At 70.7% G+C, this 18,404-nt stretch carries 17 protein-coding genes; 7 read left to right on the top strand and 10 right to left on the bottom strand.

Annotated features, from left to right (window positions below):
* Positions 1–58 precede the first annotated feature (58 nt).
* Positions 59–988, top strand: coding sequence for an LLM class F420-dependent oxidoreductase (locus NS220_RS07945; RefSeq protein ID WP_058623537.1), 930 nt, complete (start codon positions 59–61; stop codon positions 986–988).
* Between the two features lie 72 nt (positions 989–1,060).
* Here the strand turns inward: NS220_RS07945 and tadA are convergent, their stop codons facing one another.
* A complete protein-coding gene (gene tadA / locus NS220_RS07940; protein WP_058623540.1) occupies positions 1,061–1,501 on the bottom strand; it encodes a tRNA adenosine(34) deaminase TadA in 441 nt (146 codons plus the stop codon).
* A gap of 87 nt (positions 1,502–1,588) precedes the next feature.
* On the opposite strand from tadA, the gene upp reads away from it, so the two are divergent.
* On the top strand, positions 1,589–2,221 hold the full coding sequence (gene upp / locus NS220_RS07935; RefSeq protein ID WP_058623536.1) for a uracil phosphoribosyltransferase: 633 nt from the start codon (positions 1,589–1,591) through the stop codon (positions 2,219–2,221).
* A 159-nt stretch (positions 2,222–2,380) separates the two neighbouring features.
* On the opposite strand, the gene NS220_RS07930 is transcribed toward upp, so the two are convergent.
* Entirely contained in the window at positions 2,381–5,923 is a 3,543-nt protein-coding gene (locus tag NS220_RS07930; protein ID WP_058623535.1) for a TM0106 family RecB-like putative nuclease, read from the bottom strand.
* Between the two features lie 109 nt (positions 5,924–6,032).
* On the opposite strand from NS220_RS07930, the gene NS220_RS07925 reads away from it, so the two are divergent.
* Entirely contained in the window at positions 6,033–8,090 is a 2,058-nt protein-coding gene (locus NS220_RS07925; protein ID WP_058623534.1) for an NAD(+) synthase, read from the top strand.
* A 69-nt stretch (positions 8,091–8,159) separates the two neighbouring features.
* Here NS220_RS07925 and NS220_RS07920 read toward each other — a convergent pair whose 3' ends face one another.
* On the bottom strand, positions 8,160–8,657 hold the full coding sequence (locus NS220_RS07920) for a DUF427 domain-containing protein (RefSeq protein WP_058623533.1): 498 nt from the start codon (positions 8,655–8,657) through the stop codon (positions 8,160–8,162).
* Between the two features lie 150 nt (positions 8,658–8,807).
* On the opposite strand from NS220_RS07920, the gene NS220_RS20080 reads away from it, so the two are divergent.
* The 4 genes from NS220_RS20080 (at position 8,808) to NS220_RS07905 (ending at position 10,897) form a co-directional block, all read left to right on the top strand.
* Positions 8,808–8,963, top strand: coding sequence for a hypothetical protein (locus NS220_RS20080; RefSeq protein WP_193755312.1), 156 nt, complete (start codon positions 8,808–8,810; stop codon positions 8,961–8,963).
* Positions 8,960–9,139 carry a hypothetical protein gene (locus NS220_RS07915; RefSeq protein WP_058623532.1) on the top strand — a complete coding sequence of 60 codons (180 nt, stop codon included), beginning with the start codon at positions 8,960–8,962 and terminating at the stop codon, positions 9,137–9,139. The genes NS220_RS20080 and NS220_RS07915 overlap by 4 nt, the downstream gene beginning before the upstream one ends.
* A gap of 160 nt (positions 9,140–9,299) precedes the next feature.
* On the top strand, positions 9,300–10,244 hold the full coding sequence (locus NS220_RS07910; RefSeq protein ID WP_058623531.1) for an aldo/keto reductase: 945 nt from the start codon (positions 9,300–9,302) through the stop codon (positions 10,242–10,244).
* A 95-nt stretch (positions 10,245–10,339) separates the two neighbouring features.
* Positions 10,340–10,897, top strand: coding sequence for a phosphorylase family protein (locus NS220_RS07905; RefSeq protein ID WP_058623539.1), 558 nt, complete (start codon positions 10,340–10,342; stop codon positions 10,895–10,897).
* Here the strand turns inward: NS220_RS07905 and NS220_RS07900 are convergent.
* The 7 genes from NS220_RS07900 to NS220_RS07870 form a co-directional block, all read right to left on the bottom strand.
* Positions 10,885–12,381, bottom strand: coding sequence for an MFS transporter (locus NS220_RS07900; protein ID WP_242864564.1), 1,497 nt, complete (start codon positions 12,379–12,381; stop codon positions 10,885–10,887). The two genes, NS220_RS07905 and NS220_RS07900, sit on opposite strands and share 13 nt — an antisense overlap.
* Before the next feature lie 60 nt (positions 12,382–12,441).
* Positions 12,442–12,624 (bottom strand): hypothetical protein, encoded by a 183-nt coding sequence (locus NS220_RS07895; RefSeq protein WP_058623530.1) that lies wholly within the window; start codon positions 12,622–12,624, stop codon positions 12,442–12,444.
* A gap of 35 nt (positions 12,625–12,659) precedes the next feature.
* Positions 12,660–15,716, bottom strand: coding sequence for an AAA family ATPase (locus tag NS220_RS07890; protein ID WP_058623529.1), 3,057 nt, complete (start codon positions 15,714–15,716; stop codon positions 12,660–12,662).
* Positions 15,713–16,867 carry an exonuclease SbcCD subunit D gene (locus NS220_RS07885; protein WP_058623528.1) on the bottom strand — a complete coding sequence of 385 codons (1,155 nt, stop codon included), beginning with the start codon at positions 16,865–16,867 and terminating at the stop codon, positions 15,713–15,715. The genes NS220_RS07890 and NS220_RS07885 overlap by 4 nt, the downstream gene beginning before the upstream one ends.
* Positions 16,868–17,005: 138 nt before the next feature.
* Positions 17,006–17,326: a hypothetical protein gene (locus NS220_RS07880; RefSeq protein WP_058623527.1), complete on the bottom strand. Its 321-nt coding sequence runs from the start codon at positions 17,324–17,326 to the stop codon at positions 17,006–17,008.
* 1 nt (position 17,327) lies between these two features.
* Positions 17,328–17,537: a hypothetical protein gene (locus NS220_RS07875; RefSeq protein ID WP_058615074.1), complete on the bottom strand. Its 210-nt coding sequence runs from the start codon at positions 17,535–17,537 to the stop codon at positions 17,328–17,330.
* Positions 17,538–17,626: 89 nt separating this feature from the next.
* Positions 17,627–17,920 carry a GNAT family N-acetyltransferase gene (locus NS220_RS07870; RefSeq protein ID WP_058623526.1) on the bottom strand — a complete coding sequence of 98 codons (294 nt, stop codon included), beginning with the start codon at positions 17,918–17,920 and terminating at the stop codon, positions 17,627–17,629.
* Positions 17,921–18,404: the final 484 nt, after the last annotated feature.

The raw sequence follows: 18,404 nt of genomic DNA, 5'->3' as shown, positions 1-18,404 counted from the left end.
TCGTCGGCAGCGTCACAGGTGTATAAGAGACAGGCCCCGCCCCGCCCGAAAGGCCATCGTGGAATACTGCCTGTTCACCGAACCCCAGCAGGGCTTCTCCTACGACGACCAGCTCGCCTTCGCGCGGTCCGCGGAGACGCACGGTCTCGACGGGTTCTTCCGCTCGGACCACTACCTGCGCATGGGCGAGGGCGACCCGCGTCCCGGACCGACCGACGCGTGGACGACCCTGGCCGGACTCGCGCGCGAGACCTCGCGCATCCGGCTCGGCACCCTCGTCTCCTCCGTGACCTACCGCGTTCCGGGGATCCTCGCGATCCAGGTCGCGCAGGTCGACGCGATGTCGGGCGGGCGCGCCGAGCTCGGGTTGGGGACGGGCTGGTTCGAGCGCGAGCACGAGGCCTACGGCATCCCGTTCCCGGCCAAGCGGTTCGATCTTCTCGAGGAGCAGCTCGCGATCGTCACCGGCCTCTGGCAGACCCCGGATGCCGAGACCTTCTCGTTCGAGGGTGAGCACTACACCCTCGACGCGGCGCCCGCACTGCCGAAGCCGGTACAGGAGCGCATGCCGGTTATCGTCGGCGGCGGCGGGCCGAAGCGCACGCCGGCGCTCGCGGCGCGCTACGCGACGGAGTTCAACATCGGCTTCGTACCCGAGGACGTCGTCGCTCAGAAGTTCGACAACGTACGAGCCGCGTGCGAAGGCATCGGGCGTGATCCCGCCACGCTGAAGATGTCGGTCGCTCTTCCCACGATCGTCGGAACGGATGAGGCCGAGATCGAGCGTCGGCTCGCCGCGATCGGCCAGACCCGTGAGCAGTTCGACAACGGCGCGAACATCATCGGCACCCCGGGCCAGGTCATCGAGAAGGTCGGTCGTCTGCGCGATCTCGGCGCGAGCCGGGTGTACTTCCAGCTGATGGACCTGCGCGACGTCGACCACGCCGATCAGCTCGGCATCGAGGTCGTCCCCCACCTTCCGCGCTGACGCCCGCGCCCCGCGTCGGCGAGCGCTCGGATCCCCGGCGCGTGCTCCGAGGCGCCGGCACGCGCCCGGCGGTCAGTCTCCGTCGCGTCGGACGTCGAAGAACGCCTGGAGGCGAGCGGATGCCTCTCCCTCGGCGACCCCGCCGACCACCTCGACCCGGTGCGGCAGACGCCGATCACGCAGGACGTCGTACATCGACCCGGCGGCCCCGGCCTTGGCATCCCACGCCCCGAACACGACGCGCGGAAGGCGTGCCTGCAGCACGGCGCCGGCGCACATGATGCACGGCTCGAGAGTGACCACGAGCGTGCACCCGGCGAGATGCCACGAGCCGAGGGACTCGGCCGCCCGGCGAAGGGCGACGACCTCGGCGTGGGCGGTGGGGTCGTGGGTGGCCTCGCGGAGGTTGCGGCCTTCGCCCCGGATCGTCCCGGACGCGTCGACCACGACGGCTCCGACGGGCACGTCGCCCTCCGCCGCGGCGGCGTCGGCCAGGACCAGCGCGCGGCGCATGGCGGTGAGGTCGAGGGGGGTGGGGATCACGGGCGCTTCCGAAATTTCCGGCGGAGTCGTCGAGATCGAGCGACTAGCCTTGAGCCTATGCGTGTCCACGTCGCCGATCACCCGCTCATCACCCACAAGCTGACCGTGCTGCGCGATGAGCAGACCTCGTCACCGGTCTTCCGGCAGCTCACCGAGGAGCTCGTGACCCTGCTGGCCTACGAGGCCACGCGCAACGTCCGGGTCGAGACGATCGAGATCAAGACGCCGGTCACCGTGACCGAGGGCGTCAAGATCAGCGAGCCGCGTCCCATCGTCGTCCCCATCCTGCGGGCCGGTCTCGGCATGCTCGAGGGCATGGTGAAGCTCCTCCCCACCGCCGAGGTCGGCTTCCTCGGCATGGTCCGCGACGAAGAGACGTTCCAGCCCACCACGTACGCCGAGCGCCTGCCCGACGATCTCAGCGACCGCCAGTGCTTCGTGCTCGACCCGATGCTCGCCACCGGCGGCTCGCTCGGCGCGGCGATCAACTTCCTGTTCGCCCGTGGCGCGCAGGACGTCACCGCGATCTGCCTGCTCGGGGCCCCCGAGGGTGTCGCCGCCATCGAGAAGCAGGTCGAGGGCCACGACGTCACCCTCGTCCTGGGCGCTCTCGACGAGCGACTCAACGAGAAGGGCTACATCGTCCCCGGTCTGGGCGACGCCGGCGACCGCCTGTACGGCACCGCCTGACACATCGTCTTCGCCGCAGCCGCTCGGCCGTGTGGTTCCCGCGGCGGCGCTCGGGGCGCGGTGCTCCCGGGGGACCTCTTGGGGCGCGGTGCGCCCGCGGGATCTCTCCGCGCGCGGCGCTCCCGCGGGACCTCTCCGCGCGCGGCGCTCCCGGGGGCCTCAGCCGGTCTCGGCGACCAGGCGTGCGAAAGCACTCAACCGGGCCACCCCCTCGGGCGTGCGCGGCAGGTCGTCGAGCAGCGACTCGGAGTACACGACGTACGCCGCCTGCATCGCGCGGGAGATCGCGACGTTGATGCGGTTGCGCAGCAGGAGGAACTCGAGCCCGCGCGGCGCTTCCCGCCCCGACGACGCGGCGAGGGTCAGAATCGCGACCACGGCTTCTTTGCCCTGGAAGCGGTCGACGGTTCCCACCGGCACGTCGGAGAAGCCCGCCGCCTCGAGAGCCTCTTCGACCGCGACCTGCTGGGCGTTGTACGGCGTGATGACGATGATGTCGTCGGCGCGCAACGGTCGCGGCTCGTGGACCGTGGCGGAATCGCCCGCGCCTCCCTCGGCACCGGTCCATTCGCGCCCGACCAGGTCGCGGACGAGGCCCGCGACCTCGGCCGCCTCCTCGTCGGAGCGCGTCGCGTTGCCACGGTGCCGCACCGGGACCACGTGCACGCCGGGATCGACCCCCTCGAGCCGGCGCAGGGCAGTCGAGGGGTGCGCGGCGAGGCGGCCCTCGTATGACAGACGCGAGACCGGCCCCGCCACCGCCGGGTGCATACGCCGCGTGCGCGCGAGGAAGTAACCGAGCTCGGGCGGGACGACCTCGGCCCCGTCGATGATCCAGCCCAGCGCCGAGGTGTCGACCGGTTCGGGGTGCGTGCCCTGGCTCACCTGCGGGAGCTGCTGAGGGTCGCCGAGCAGCAGGAGCCGCTGTGCCGAGAGCGAGACCGCGATGGTCGACGCGAGCGAGAACTGCCCCGCTTCGTCGATGACGAGCAGGTCGAGGCTGCCGCGCGGGACACGCGTCTCGTGACTGAAGTCCCACGCGGTGCCGCCCACGACGAAGCCGTGCGCCGCGTTCTCCGCCGTGAAGGCGGCCACCCCGTTCTTGGGCAGCACCGTGAAGGCGTGCGGGGCGCTCGGGTCTTTCGGGGCCTTGCCGACGCGGGATGCCGGGACCCCGGCCGCGATGACCTGGTCGAGCATGTGCTCGATCGTCGCGTGCGACTGCGCGACGACTCCGACGCGATATCCGCGCTCGGCGACGAGGCGGGCGATGACGTGCGACCCCACGTAGGTCTTGCCGGTACCCGGAGGCCCCTGAACAGCGAGGTAGCTGTGCTCGAGGTCGGCGACGCTCCGAGAGATCGCCGTGACCTCGTCGTCACCGGGTCGCCCGTCGAGAGCGGTGACGGGGGCGAGGGTCCCCGTGCGGGTCCGCGGGGGAACGCGGCGCAAGATGTCTGCCGCCGGGCCGGCGGGGATCGCCGGCGCGGATGCCAGAACGGCATCGGCCCACGCGTCTATCGCCTTCTGCTGGTTCCCGGCGCGGGGCGGAGCCGGAGGGGTGAGCGCGAGCGGCAAGTCGTCCCAGGTGACCCCGTCCGCCGCGATCTCCTCCACGATGGCGCCGTCATCGAGGACCTCTCGCACCGTCACCCGGCGAGCGCCGTGGATCCACCGTGGGCGTGTGTCGAGGGGGAAGGGCGCCGGAAGGTCGTAGACCGCGAAGGGTTCGGCATCCGGGGTCAGCCGCGTACCGGGAGCGAGCTCGCCGTGCAGCTCGACCAGGCGACGTTCGGAGCCACGCCCCGACTCGGGGATGTGCCAATCGGTCACGACGCGCGAGCGGGTGGCGTCGACCACGACGACGTCACGGGACTCTTCCCACACGGACACCGGTTCACGCAAGCGAAGGAAGTGCGTCGCCCAATAGGTCTTCTCTTCGCGCGGGTAATAGTCGATCGCGGCCGCGGCGAGCCGTAGAGCGGTCGCGTCGGGATCGGCGGCGTCGGCCGCCCACCGCTGCAGGGCCGTCGCGCGCGCAGACGGCTCGTACGCCTGTTCGTCGGGCTCCGCTCCCCGGGCCGGGACGGCACCGGCCTCGCGCGCCCGGTCGACGAGCCAGTCGCGCAGACGTCGGGTCGATACGCAGTCGTAGCGGTTGTAGTCGGCCAGGTCGTCGAGGACGCGCTGCGCCGCGTCGGCGTCGCCATCGGCTGCGAGCTCGCGCGCCTCGACGTACTTCACGATCGAGTCGTCACCGCGCTGGACATCGCTCGTGCGCACCTCATCGCCCATGTACAGCGGCTCGAGCTTCTTGATCGAGTAGGACCGCGATCCCACGCGGAGCGCCCGTCGCACGACGGGGTAGAGGTCGACGAACACGCCGTCGCGCAACAGCCGGTCGACGTCGGCCTCGCGCACGCCGTATCGCGCGGCCATCGTCAGAAGATGCGTGGGCTCGTACGGGGCGTAGTGGTAGATGTGCATGCCGGGGTACTGCTGTCGACGCAACGCCACCATGTCGAGGAAGCGCTCGAGGGCGACGCGCTCCTCGTCGAACGTATGCGCCCAGATCGCGCCGTAGGTCTCACGGGTGTCGACCCAGCCGAAGAGGTAGTCGATGCCCCACTGCTCGCCGACCCCCTCGGTGTAGAGCGGGTCGCCCTCGAAGTCGAAGAAGAGGTCGCCGTGATCGGGGCGGGGCAGCACCCCCAGCGACGCAGGTGCCACGACCTCGAACGTGGGCACCGCGTGCTCGGGTGCCTCGTCGGTCGGCACGCCCGCGGGGCTGTCGAGCTGCAGCCGCGCCTGGGTGCGCAGCGACGCGAACGTGTCGGCGCTCATCGCCGGGGGCGCGGCGGACGCGTGGGCGAGCTCGTCGATCGTCTGGATGCCGCCCGCTCGCAGCCGATCGCGCTGCACGGGGCGCATGCCGGCGACGAGCAACAGATCTCGGTGGGCCACGACCTCGAGTTCGCACGTCGCGCACCGCCCGCACGCCACGACGTCGAGGTCGCCGCGCGCGTCACCCCAGCCGATCACAGGACCGGCGACGCCGAGCTCGACGCGACGGTCGGCGATGAGCGCCCGCAGCCGCTCGCGGCGGAGCTCGAAGACCGGGAGGATGTCGTCGACGCGGTGCGTGCTGGTCGTACCGTCGCCGAGGAGCAGCTGCACCTCGTCGGAACGCGGAACGCCCAGCCGGTCGAGCTGCGCGACGTAGGCCGCCAACTGCATGAGGGCGGTGACGCGGGCGCGGCGGGCGAGCTTGCTGTCCTGCACGATCCAGGGGCGCGTGCCGTCGGATCGCACCTCGGGCTCACGCACGAGGAAGTCGGCGAAGCCGACGAACTCGTCGGTCGCGAAAGCGGCCTGGTAGACGACCTCGGCCGACGGGTCGGCGAGAGCCGCGTCGGTGAGGTGCACCGCCGTGGCGAGCGCGTCGGCGTCGGAGGAGCGCGCGGCGGGGATCTCGCGCACCGCCGCCCCGAGACGCCCACGGTACTCATCGAGCACGCGCAGCTCGTGCGCCGTCCCGAGGCGCGCGGCCCGCTCGAGGGTGGCGTCTTCGGGATCGTCGACGGCGGCGATGCGCCCGATCTTCGCGTCGATGGCGCGCAGCCAGGCGAACTCGCACTCGGCCGCAGCCTTGAGGTCGCTGGCGCTCCAGACGATGCGCGCGTCGCGCTCGATGTACCGCATGCCTCCACGCTAACCGCGACCCCCGACATCGCCCGCCGGCTGTCCACAGGCCCGTCCCCGGGGACGATCCGGAAGCCGCGATGTCGGAGGGGCCTGCCAGACTGGAGGGGTGATCACCGACCTGCCGTTCGAGAGCGTCTACCGGCACGGGTTCGCGCGCGTCGCCGCGTGCACGATCCCCGTCGCGGTCGCCGACCCCGCCGCCAACGCCGACGCCGTCCTCGAGTCCGCTCGTGCGTGCGATGCCGAGGGCGTCGCCGTGGCCGTCTTCCCCGAGCTCTGCCTCACCGGGTACGCGATCGACGACCTGGTCCTGCAGGATCCCCTGCTCGATGCGGTCGAGACGGCCCTCGAGCGCCTCGTCGCGGCATCCGTCGATCTTCTCCCCGTGCTGCTCGTGGGCGCGCCACTGCGGCACGGCAACCGCCTCTTCAACTGCGCCGTGGTCATCCATCGCGGGCGCGTGCTCGGGGTCGCCCCGAAGGCGTATCTGCCGACGTATCGCGAGTTCTACGAGTCCCGCTGGTACGCCCGCGGCGACGATCAGGCCGGACAGTACATCCGGGTCGCGGGCGAGACCGTGCCGTTCGGCCCCGACCTGCTCTTCGACGCCGTCGATGTGCCCGGGCTCATCGTGCATGCCGAGGTCTGCGAAGACGTGTGGGTGCCGATCCCGCCGTCATCGGGGGCGGCGCTCGCGGGCGCCACCGTCCTGGCGAACCTCTCCGGCAGCCCGATCACGATCGGGCGCGCCGACGATCGGAACCTGCTGTCGCAGTCGCAGTCCATGCGGTGCCTCGCCGCGTATGCGTACGCCGCGGCCGGCCAGGGCGAGTCGACGAACGACGTCTCGTGGGACGGCCAGACGATGATCTACGAGGGTGGGCAGCTCCTCGACACGACCGAACGTTTCCCGGACGGCCCTCGCCGCAGCGTCGCCGACGTCGACCTCGACCGCCTGCGGCAGGACCGTATCCGTCAGGGCACGTTCGACGACAACCGCCGGACGACCGCCCCGGCATTCCGCACGGTCACTTTCGAGCTGGCCCCGCCGGCGACCGACATCGGTCTGCGCCGCGCGCTGGACCGCTTCCCCTTCGTCCCCGACGATCCCGCGCGCCTCGCGCAGGACTGCTACGAAGCCTTCAACATCCAGGTGTCGGGGCTCGTCCAGCGGCTCCAGGCGATCGGCAATCCCAAACCGGTCCTGGGGGTCAGCGGCGGTCTCGACTCGACCCACGCCCTGCTCGTCATCGCCCGCGCGATGGACCGCATGGGGCGGCCGCGCAGCGACATCCTGACGTACACGCTCCCCGGCTTCGCGACGAGCGAGAAGACCAAACGCAACGCGATCGCCCTGGCCGAGGCCGTCGGCGCCTCGATCGAAGAGATCGACATCCGGCCGGCGGCGACGGAGATGCTCGCTCGCATGGGACACCCCTTCGCCGCCGGCGAGCCCGTGCACGATGTCACGTTCGAGAACGTGCAGGCGGGTCTGCGCACCGACTACCTGTTCCGTCTCGCGAACCAGAACGGCGGAATCGTGGTCGGAACGGGCGACCTGTCCGAGATCGCTCTCGGCTGGTCGACGTACGGCGTGGGCGACCAGATGAGCCACTATTCGGTGAACCCCGGGGTTCCGAAGACTCTCATCCAGCACGTCATCCGGTGGGTCATCTCCTCCGGAGAGCTGAGTTCCGACACCGTCGAAGTGTTGCAGGCGGTGCTCGACACCGAGATCAGCCCCGAGCTCGTGCCCGCCGGTCAAGACGGTCGAATGCAGTCCACCGAAGACCGGATCGGCCCCTACAATCTGCACGACTTCACGCTTTATCACGTGCTGAGGTTCGGATTCCGCCCGTCGAAGATCGCCTTCCTCGCCGCGCACGCCTGGTCGGATCCGGATGCCGGGACCTGGCCGCCGGGTTATCCCGAAGGCGAACGTCCTTCCTACGATCTCGTCACCGTGGTGAGGTGGCTCGAGGTGTTCCTGCAGCGTTTCTTCGGTTTCGCACAGTTCAAGCGCACGGCCATCCCGAACGGGCCGAAGGTCTCGCCGGCGGGCTCGCTGTCGCCGCGCGGAGATTGGCGCGCGCCCTCGGACGGGAATGCGCGCGTCTGGCTGGCCGACCTGCACGCAGCGGTGCCCCAGGCGTTCCACCCCTGACCGCGGTCATCGCGATCGACCGGGCGCGGCGGTCCCCCCGGCGTGCCCGGCGCACGGACCGCCGCGGGCTCACCAGCCCATCGACCCCGGCACGCCCTTGAACGGGCCGGCGAGATCGCTCGTGACCCAGCCACCGTAGAATCCGCCCGGCTGCGGCTCGACGGTCTCACCGCCCAAGACGACGCGGTCCATGGGACCGGCGTACACGGCGACACGGTCGGCGAGCACCTCATACCCGGGCATCGGGCTCGGATAGTTCCAGGCGGCGCGCGGCGCGACCGCTCCCCCGCCGCCGTGCACGTCGAAGTAGCGGGCCCCGCCCTTGAACTCGCAGAAGGACGCGCCCTCACCGAGCGTCAGGGCGTCGCCGAACGCGGCGATCGGCAGGTAGTAGACCGGCGGGTGACTCGTCTCGAGCACGCGGATGACGTCGTCGGTGTCGACGATGCGCACCCCGCCGAAGTCGATCTGCGCCCTCTTCCGGACGCGTTCGACGCGCGGCGGCCGGGGATAGTCCCAGACGGATTCCTGGCCGGGACGGATGGGATCGGGAACGGGGCGGACCATGCGCTTACGCTACGCCCCTCAGAACGTGCTCGGATCGAGATGTGATCGTGCGCCGACCGTCTCAGGAGACACCCAGGATTTCGCTAGATTGGAGGCCAGGGGGTCGATGTGAGCGAACAGGAAGTCCGGCACGGTACGTCGCGATATCGCGTGTATCAAGTGGTCGGCATCGTGCTGGGTGTACTGTTCATCGCTCTCGGCGTCGTCGCTTTCCTGTCGGGCGGGGGGCCCATCATCGCCGCCATCGCCGCCATCGGAGGTCTCGCCGTGCTCATCACCTCGATCATCACCATGGTGCGTTCATGACCGCGCCCGAGAGCCCGACGGGCGACGAGCCGGGGAAGAAGAACCCGGGCGAGAAGAACCCGGGCGAGAAGAAGAAGTACCCGGCCGGAACGGTCGTCATCTGGATCGCCGGCGCGGGTATCGGCCTCTGGTTCCTGATCAGCGGGCTCATCGGCATCCTGTCCGGGGGCTCCTGACCCGCACCCCGCCACCGTCCGTCGCCGACCTCGGCCGTCCACCCGCCCGTCGAATGCCCCGCGGACATCCGCGGATGTCACGGCAGCGCGCGTGCCGCGGGAATGCGCGCGGAGGTTCGTGGTTGACCTTGAGGAACCACACCTCAACGGAAGGGCTCTCATGACGCGCATCGGTCGCAGTGACCTCGACATCGTCCCCCTCTCGCTCGGCGGGAACGTCTTCGGCTGGACGGCTGATCGCGACACCTCGTTCGCCGTCCTCGACGCCTTCCACGCCGGCGGCGGCAACTTCATCGACACCGCCGATGCCTACAGCGCGTGGGTGCCCGGCAACTCGGGCGGCGAGAGTGAGACGCTGATCGGCGAGTGGCTCTCCTCCCGCAAGCCGGAGAACGTCGTGGTCGCGACGAAGGTCAGCCAGCACCCCGAGTTCCGGGGGCTCCGCGCGAAGAACATCCGCGCCGCGGCAGAGGCCTCGCTCCAGCGCCTCGGTGTCGACTCCATCGACCTGTACTACGCGCATTTCGACGACGCCGAGACGCCGCTCGAAGAGACGGTCGCCGGCTTCGCGGATCTCGTCGCCGACGGTCTCGTCCGCTATGTGGCCGTCTCGAACTACACCGGCGCCCGCATCCGCGAATGGATCTCGCTCGCCGAGGCCGCAGGCGTCGACCTCCCCGTCGCCGTCCAACCGCACTACAACCTCGTGCACCGCACCGAGGTCGAGCGCGACATCGTTCCCGTCGCCGAGCAGTACGGCATGTCGCTCGTCCCGTATTACGCGCTCGCGAGCGGATTCCTCACGGGCAAGTACCGGACTCCGGATGCCACGGGCGACTCGCCGCGTGCCGAGGGGGCAGCGAAGCTCGCAACGCCCGCGGGTATCGCCCTGATCGACGCGCTCGAAGAAGTCGGACAGGCGCACGGCGCCTCGATCGCGACGACGGCGCTCGCGTGGCTTCGCGCCCAGCCCACGGTGGTCGCGCCCATCGCAAGCGCCTCAAAGGTCGAGCAGGTCGCTGATCTGCTCGCCAGCACCTCGCTCGAGCTCAGCGCCGACGAGATCGCCCGTCTGTCGCAGGCGTCCGAGGCCGCACAGGACTGACCGTCGCCGTCCGGCCCCGGGTGCGTGTCGCTCCCGGGGCCGTGGCGTTCGGGCCGACGACGGGTCCGGGGCGCCGCATCGGGGAGAATGAGAGCGTGAAGCTTCTCGTCGCCGCCCACGCATCCGAACTCGTCGCCTTCGAAGACGACATCCCCGGTTTCGAGCGCTTGCTCACCGGGGTGGGAAAGATCCCCGCGGCCTACGCGCTCACGCGCGCGCTCTGCGAGGGCGAGTACGAGGAGATCGTCGTCGTCGGAACAGCAGGGGCGATCGACGACGCGATCGAAGGCGGCATCTACGACATCGCGGCGGCCATCCAGCACGACGTGAAGGGACTGGACGGGACCTTCGGGGAACACGTCTCGCTGCCGACCCGGGTCGAGACCGGCCACGAGGGACGCGTCATCGCGACGGGCGACCACTTCGTCGACGACCCCGAAGCGGTCCGCCTCATCCGCGGACTCGGCGCGGGCCTCGTCGACATGGAGACCTACGCGTTGATCTGGGTCGCCCAGCAGTTCGGGGTACCGATCAGCGTCCTGCGGGCCGTGTCCGACCGCGCGCAGGACGGCGCGACCGAACTGTGGGACGTCGTGGTCGAGCGGTGCAGCCACGAGCTGCGCGCAGAGTTCCGTGAGCGCTACGGCGTCTGAGACCCCGAGCGGGCCCGCCCGGCGAGGTCGGCCACTCCGACGAGCAGGGCGAGGGCGAGGAAGATCCCGACGGTGATCATGCCCGACGCGTAAGCGTCGTGGTACACCACGGCCGTGTCGATGTCGCCTTGCTCGCGGTAGATCGTGGCATAGAACAACGCGAGGGCGATCGCCGTGCCGACGGCCGTTCCGATGCGCTGGCCGAGCTGACCCACCGAGCCCGCCACTCCCCCGCTCGAGACGGGGATGTCGGCGAGCATGAGCGTCTGGTTCGGCGAGATCACGAGCCCGCCCGCGAAGCCCCCGACGACCATGACACCTGCCATGGCCCACGGCGTCCACTCGGGCGAGGTGTACAGGGCGACGAGCACGAGCCCGCCGGCGGTGGCGACCATGCCCACGATCCCCCAGACCACGAGGGGGCGACCGAGACGGGTGACCAGGTTCCCGCCGATCCACGAGCTCCACGCGGAGGCGACGGCGAAGCCGATCGTGACCATCCCGGCGAACACGGGCTCGAGGCCGAGGCCGCCCTGCAGGAACAGCGTGCCCAGAAGGAACATGGCGGGGATGGCGGAGAAGTACGCCGTGGAGATGAGCACGCCGTTGCGATACGACGACAGCGAGAAGATCGAGAACGGCATGAGCGGCGTGCGCCCGAGGTCGGCGTAGCGACGCTCCCAGAACACGAAGATCGCGGCGAAGACGACGGATGCCACGAGGAACCACCAGCGACGCGGATCGTCGCCCGGAGACCCCGTGGTGAAGAGGAAAGGCCACATCAGGGCGAGGATCGTCAGCGCGAAGAGGAGCACACCCACCGGATCGAGGTCGAGCCGTCGACGGGACTTCGTGCGGGTATCGGGCAGCAGCCACGCGGCGAGGGCGATCACGATCGCGACGAGGGGGATGTTGATCCAGAAGATCAGGCGCCATCCGTCGGTGTCACCCCCGACCGCGATGAGCAGTCCGCCGAGGGTGGGACCGAACGCGGTGGCGATACCGACGGTCGCGCCGAAGAGCCCGAAGGCGCGACCCCGCTCCTTGCCCTGGAAGAGCTGCTGGACGAGACCCAGCACCTGCGGCATCTGGATGCCGGCGGCCACGCCCTGCAGGAGGCGGGCGACCAGCAGCACCGTGGTGTTGGGCGCGAGCGCGCACGCGAGGCTCGTGACGAGGAACAGCAACAGCCCGACGAGGAACAGCACGCGCCGCGAGCGCAGGTCGCCCAGGCGACCCGCCGGCACGAGCACGAGACCGAACGTGAGGATGTAGCCCGAGACGACGAGCTGGAGTTCGGTGGGTCCGGCGTTCAACGCCGTTTCGATCGAGGGAAGAGCGACGTTGACCTTCGTGAGGTCGAGGATCGTGAGAGCCGCGACGGACACGGCGACCCAGTAGGCGCGCCAGCGGTGCTTGGGCGACAACACGATGTCGCGAGTGGGGGGATGAGCGGCGTCGGCCGCAGACGCGTGATCAGACATCGCAGCCGACGCTACTCCTGGCGTCGGACACCGCGGTCGGGCTTGCGCCTGGTGCGACCGTCAGTCGACGTCGCGCCGCGCGAACACGGCGCGCAGCACCAAGAAGACGATGAGGGCGACCACCGCGATCACGGCGAGGCGGAACACGAAGGCGATCAGCGAGAACACGAGGTTGACGATGATCGACGCGATGATGACGGCAGCGACGACACCGAGGATGGTCCAGAGGGTGCTCTTACGCATGGTTCCAGCCTAGGCGGACCGGTGCCGCGGGGTGCTCACACAGCTTGCAGCGCGGCATCCTGCGAAATGACGCTCGGACCACGCGGCGTCGCGACGACGCGAAGCTGAGCCGGCAGCTGGTCTTTCATCGACGCGACGTGGCTGATGACGCCGACCGTTCGTCCTCCCTGACGCAGCTCGTCGAGCGTGCGCATCGCGAGATCGAGGGTGTCGTCGTCGAGCGACCCGAATCCCTCGTCGATGAACAACGTGTCGAGACGGATGCCGCCCGCCCGCGCGGTGACGACCTCGGCCAGACCGAGCGCGAGGGCGAGCGAGGTGAGGAAGGTCTCGCCGCCGGAGAGCGAGTGCGGCGGGCGGCATTGACCGGTGAAGGCGTCCCTCACCTCGAGACCGAGCCCGCTCGCTGCTCCCCGCGCCGCCAGGGCGTCGGTATGCTGAAGACGGTAGCGCCCGGATGACATCTGTTCGAGACGCAGGTTCGCCGCGGCGACGATCTCTTCGAGCTCCGCGGCCAGGACGAACGTCTCGAGTGTCATGCGGCGGGTGTTGGGCGCGCGGCCGGCGAGGGTGTCGGCCAAGCGCGCCACGACCGCGTGCTCGTCGGCGAGCGTCGCCACGGCCGTGTGCCCGGCGTCGGCGCGGTGGGCGAGACCGCGCAGACGATCCGCCAGATCACGGGCCGACGCGTGGGCGGCGGCGGCCTGTTGAACGGCGTCGCGCGCCGCCACGACGGCTGCGGTGAAGGCAGCGAGGTCGAGGGGCTCGTCGTGCGCGTCGGCGAGCAGCAGTTCGAGGTCGAACAGGCGCTGACGTGCCGAGGCCACGGCGGCGTCGTGCGCGGCGATCATGCTCTCGAGGCGGTGCCGCTCGACAGCCGGACGCAGGGCGGCGACGACGTCTGCGGCGGTGCCGAACGGGCTCTGGCCCACGAGATCGGCGAGATCGACCGCCGCGTCCTCGTGCGCGGCGACCGCGGTGGAGATGCCGAGTCTCGCGGTCGTCAGCGCCCGCACGGCGGCGCGACGAGTACCCAGGTCGGCGTAGTGGTCGGCGACCGTGGGGAATGTTCCGCGCGCGGTCTCGACGTCGCCCCGGAGCGACTCGGCCCGCTGACCCGCCAGCGCTTCGTCTTGCCGGGTTGTCGCGAGAGCCGCGGTGAGTGCGTCGATCTCGGCGGCGATCTGCGCGTCGAGAGCTGCGGCGCGGGCACGTTCCTCTTGCACGCGCTCGTGTTCGGACTCGTCGGCCCGCGCCTGCGCGAGCACCTTCTCCGCTTCCGCGAGACGGGCGGACAGCGTTTCGACGTTCTCACCGCCGGCGCGCGCCGAAGCGAGGGCGTAATCGTCCCGGACGATCCGTGCCGCATCGGAGGCGAGACGGTCCTCTTCGACGGCGGTGTTCTTGCGCTCCTCGGCCGCGGCGAGTTGCTCGTCGGTGACCGGGGCGTCGTTCCCTGTCGCCGGATGCGGATGCTCGCGCGACCCGCACACCGCGCACGGCTCCCCGTCGACGAGATCGTGAGCGAGTTCGGCGGCGGCTCCGGCGAGTCGGCGGCGCAGCAGTGCTGTCCACGCGTCGGTCGCGTTTCGCATGTCCTCTCCCCGGACGAGCGCCGCCATGTCGGCCCGCTCGCGCTGAGCGAGCAGATCGTCGGCCTGGCGGGCCGCCTCGAGGCGGGAGCGGGTCTCCTCGCATCGCGTCGCGGCCGTCTCGCGCCGAGCGACGGAGCCGGCCAGGACGGTGAGCTTCTCATCGAGCGTCTGCAGCAACTCGGGGACCTTCGCGCGCCCCTCGAGGAGAGCGGCGCGCTCGATCTCGAGCGTGGCGATGCGGGCCGCGGCCCGCGCCTCGTCGGCGTCCGCGGCGACGAGAGCCGTCTCCGCGGCCCGCGCCGCCTCGCATCGCGCGAGCAGGCCCGTCAGCTCGTCGTCGCGGAGCCGGAGAGTCTCGGGGTCCTCGATCGCATCCTCGCCGGCGGACTCGACCTGCTCGACCGCCGCGGCGAGACGTTGCTGCGCCATCGCGAGGTCGGTCGCCGTCCGCCGCTCGGCGTCGATCGCGGGGCGGAGGGCCTCGGCCTCGGCGGCGGCGGCGACCTCGGCACGAGCGCCGGCGATGCGCGCGGCGTCGGACTCGAGGGTCGCGAGCTGCTCGCGGAGCCGTACCCGATCGAGTTGACGGTCGTGCAGCGTTCGCGCGTCACGTTCTGCCGCGAGAGCAGTGTCGAGCAGGGTGTCCGCGGTATCGCGCTCGCGGGCACGGGTTTCGACGCGGTAGTCCGCGCGGTCGACCGCGCGGACGATCTGTGCGAGGCGCTCGCTCACCGAGAGCGGTGCGCATGGCGCCGAGGCATGGACGGCGGCCCCCGCGTCCGAGTCCCCGGCATCTCGTGCCTCGGATGCCTGTATGTCGGCGTCGAGTTCGGCGGCCAGGCGCTCAGCCTCGTCGAGCAGCGTGGAGACTTCGACGCCCTCTGCGGCGAGACGCGCCTCGGAGCGCTTGCGCCTGTCGTCGAGCTGCGCGGCGTAGTCCTCGAACGACCGTGTGCCGAACAGGGTGCGCAGCAGGCCGAGCCGCTCGTCGTTCTTCGCGAGGAGGAAGCGGGCGAAGCGGTTCTGCGCCAACAGGATGACCTGGAGGAACTGCTGCTGGCTCAGGCCGAGGATCTCATCGAGACGGGTCCCCACGTCGACGGGGCGCGCGGCGACGCCCTCCCATCCCTGGGCCGTGCGCACCTCCAGAACGGCCCGGTGCGGCTCTTTCGTCGTGCCGCCGCCACGCCGCTTCGGGCGCTCGAACTCCGGTGACCGCGTCACACGCCAACGCTCGCCCTCGGCGCTGAACTCGAGGGTCACGCGCGTGGGGTCGTCGGGTCCGCAGTGGTCGCTGCGCAGCCGACGCTCGGCTCCGTCGTACCGCGGCACGCCGCCGTAGAGCGCGTAGCAGACGCCGTCGAGCACGCTCGACTTGCCCGCCCCGGTGCGCCCGGTGATCAGGAAGATGCCGTCGTCGGCGAACGCGTCGAAGTCGACGACCTGCTCGTCGAGGAACGGACCGAAGCCCTCGAGCTCGAGCCGGTGGAGCTTCATGAACGGGCCTCGGTCAGGGCACGGGAGTCGAGCACCTCGCGGATCAGCTCGCGCTCCGCATCGGAGGCCCCTTCGCCCTCTCGCACGTGCGCGAGGAACGCGTCGATGATCTCGGCGTCGTCGCGCGCCGCGCGCACTCGGCGTGCGTAACCGATCCCGTCGTCGGGATGGGTCGTCGCGGGTGCGTGGACGACGGTCGCGCACCACGGGAAGCGCGCCTGCAACCGACGCATCGGATCGGGCTGAGGGGTGGCATCGGTGTACTCGGCGCGCACCCAGTGCTCGTCGTGTCCGTCGAACGCCGGGTCGCTCAGGAGCTCCTCGAGCGGCGCGCGGAGCGTGACGAGAGGACGAGGGACGGGGAGATCGATCCAGCTCACGGCCGAGAGCCCCTGGGCGTCGAGCTCGACCAGCCACGACCCGCGCGGTTTGCCCGCCTCGCCGAAGCTGTAATGCAGGGGCGCCCCCGCGTAACGCACGCGATCGGACAGCTGCTGGCGCCCGTGGATGTGCCCGAGGGCGACGTAGTCGGGCCCGTCGAACGCGGGGAGGGGGACGACGTCGAGACCGCCCTGACGGATCTCTCGCTCGACCCCCGGCGTGGCCTCGACCCCCGCGGCGAAGCAGTGCGCCGCGACGACGGATCGCCCGCCCCGCTCGGCGAGGTCGGCCCGGACGAGGTCGAGCGCGTGCCGCATCGTCTGCGCCTGGCTTCGCAGCTCCACCCCCGGCCATGCATGGCGCACGATCGCGGGCTCGAGATACGGGATGCCATAGATGTGGACCGGTCCGTTCTCGTCGTCGACGGTGAGCGGGGTGCCGATCGAGAGCGGGTCGGTGATGACCGAGATCTCGCGGCGGAGGAGCGCCGACTGGAAACCGAGTCGGGCGGCGGAATCATGGTTGCCGCTCGTGACCACGACTCGCGCGCCCGCGTCGGCGATCGCCCCGAGAGTGCGGGACAGAAGCGGGTAGCACGCCGCAGATGGCGTCGCCGAGTCGAACACGTCGCCAGCGACGATGACGACGTCGACCCGGTGCTCGCTCACCTGCGCGACGAGGACGTCGAGCACGCCGGCGAGCGCGTCGAGGGTCGAGTGCCCGTGGAACGAGCGCCCGATGTGCCAGTCGGAGGTGTGCAGGATGCGCATGCAGACACGGTACGTCGCCCCTCCGACATCGGCTCGCAGCAAACGCCCCGGCCGCATGAACACGCGCGGGCGGATCCCCCGTCCGGACGCCACGACGCCCCGCTCAGGCGAACCGAGCGGGGCGTCACCGGAGGGTGCTCAGGAGCCGTTGACCTCGGCGGCGAGCGCGCGGATGCGGTCGTCGCCCAGCTCGAGGCCGATGTCGGCGAAGCGCTGGCGCAGGACGTCGGCGACGCGCTCGTCGCTCTTGCCGCCCACGTCGGCGCGGGTCTGGACGACGACGCCGGCGATACGGGCCTCGTCGTCGGTGGGGTGGGTGTCCATCCTCGGCTCCGACTGCTCGCCGGGGCGTGAGACGCTCTTGCTCTCGTCGTGCAGAGCGCCGCCGACCGAATCGGCGGGCGATGCACCACCGTCGGGGCCGGCGGAGGGTTCCGGGGCGCGGGTCTCGTCCGACATGTCAGTCCTCCGTACTCATATCGGGGTCGATGCCCTGGCTGGCGGCATCCCCCTCGATCGGGTCCGAGGGAGCCGCGTCGTTCAGGCGCGACGATCCCTTGGCGTTCTCGTTCTGCTCTGCGGTCTCACCGTCGGCGACGGCGCCGCTCTCCCACCCACCGGGCGGGTCGGCGTTGATGACACCTTCGGGCAGGTCGCGGTCGTCGGTCATGACTTCCCCTTTCGACGCCTCCAGCATCGTCGGACTCGGAAGCGACGGGGCAGGGGTTGACGCCCGCACCGGTGCTGCGTACGTGCTCCTCAGGCGCGCTGCTTCAGGATGCCGGCCCGCTCCGGGTGCGCCTCGAACCACTCCCCCACGTACCAGCAGACGGGCGAGATCTGCCGGTCTCCGGCGGCCTCGATCGCATCGACCGCCCGCTCGGTGATCACGGCCGCGTACCCGTGTCCGCGGAAGGTCGGAATGGTGAAAGCGCGAGTGAGAGCCACGGTGCGTCCGTCGTCGCGGTAATCGAGCACGGAGACCAGATCGTCGCCCCGGTGCAGGGTGAAGCGGGACGCGGCCTTGTCGTCGGCGAAAAGCAGATCAGCCATGACGAGAGGCTACGCCCGCCACGAGGGCCGGGACGCGGGAGCGCAGAACGCACGGTCGGCTCGCACTTTCACCCCGCGTGATTGAGCAGAATGCCCGGAGGGCGGCATCCGATGACGATTTGACGTCATCCGACTTCGTACGCCATAATCCCCCCATGACTGTCAATGCGCGTTCTCTGTCCGCCCGGGAGGCGAACGGGACTGCCGGCATCATGATGCCCGGCCGCGTTGTCATGTGTTGTCGAATGTGCCGCTAACAGCGACCCTCGCTCCGACGATCTCGAGCTTCTGAACGCCGACATCGTCCCCCGGTCGTCTTCGTCACGCGTCGATCACGCGTGTCCGGGCACCGCGCACCGGCCCTTCGGCCCTCACCTCCCGTCGAACCCCGCTTCTGACGACGCCCGGGTTCACACACCCAAGGACTTCATCCTCATGTCGATCTCCGCTGTTCTCGACCGCCCCTCCACCTCCGCCATCAGCC

The sequence above is a fragment of the Microbacterium testaceum genome, assembly GCF_001476655.1.
In the GTDB taxonomy this organism is placed as follows: domain Bacteria; phylum Actinomycetota; class Actinomycetes; order Actinomycetales; family Microbacteriaceae; genus Microbacterium; species Microbacterium testaceum_C.
Note: the sequence above shows the minus strand (reverse complement) of the source record. Positions and strands in the feature narration are given on the sequence as shown.

Excerpts from the sequence above, each read along its gene's own strand:
- tadA (WP_058623540.1), bottom strand. The coding sequence starts at position 1,501 with ATGCGCCGCGCGCTGGTCCTGGCCGACGCCGCCGCGGCGGAGGGCGAC.
- upp (WP_058623536.1), top strand. The coding sequence starts at position 1,589 with ATGCGTGTCCACGTCGCCGATCACCCGCTCATCACCCACAAGCTGACC.
- NS220_RS07930 (WP_058623535.1), bottom strand. The coding sequence starts at position 5,923 with ATGCGGTACATCGAGCGCGACGCGCGCATCGTCTGGAGCGCCAGCGAC.
- NS220_RS07920 (WP_058623533.1), bottom strand. The coding sequence starts at position 8,657 with ATGGTCCGCCCCGTTCCCGATCCCATCCGTCCCGGCCAGGAATCCGTC.
- NS220_RS07915 (WP_058623532.1), top strand. The coding sequence starts at position 8,960 with ATGACCGCGCCCGAGAGCCCGACGGGCGACGAGCCGGGGAAGAAGAAC.
- NS220_RS07910 (WP_058623531.1), top strand. The coding sequence starts at position 9,300 with ATGACGCGCATCGGTCGCAGTGACCTCGACATCGTCCCCCTCTCGCTC.
- NS220_RS07900 (WP_242864564.1), bottom strand. The coding sequence starts at position 12,381 with ATGTCTGATCACGCGTCTGCGGCCGACGCCGCTCATCCCCCCACTCGC.
- NS220_RS07895 (WP_058623530.1), bottom strand. The coding sequence starts at position 12,624 with ATGCGTAAGAGCACCCTCTGGACCATCCTCGGTGTCGTCGCTGCCGTC.
- NS220_RS07890 (WP_058623529.1), bottom strand. The coding sequence starts at position 15,716 with ATGAAGCTCCACCGGCTCGAGCTCGAGGGCTTCGGTCCGTTCCTCGAC.
- NS220_RS07885 (WP_058623528.1), bottom strand. The coding sequence starts at position 16,867 with ATGCGCATCCTGCACACCTCCGACTGGCACATCGGGCGCTCGTTCCAC.
- NS220_RS07880 (WP_058623527.1), bottom strand. The coding sequence starts at position 17,326 with ATGTCGGACGAGACCCGCGCCCCGGAACCCTCCGCCGGCCCCGACGGT.
- NS220_RS07875 (WP_058615074.1), bottom strand. The coding sequence starts at position 17,537 with ATGACCGACGACCGCGACCTGCCCGAAGGTGTCATCAACGCCGACCCG.
- NS220_RS07870 (WP_058623526.1), bottom strand. The coding sequence starts at position 17,920 with ATGGCTGATCTGCTTTTCGCCGACGACAAGGCCGCGTCCCGCTTCACC.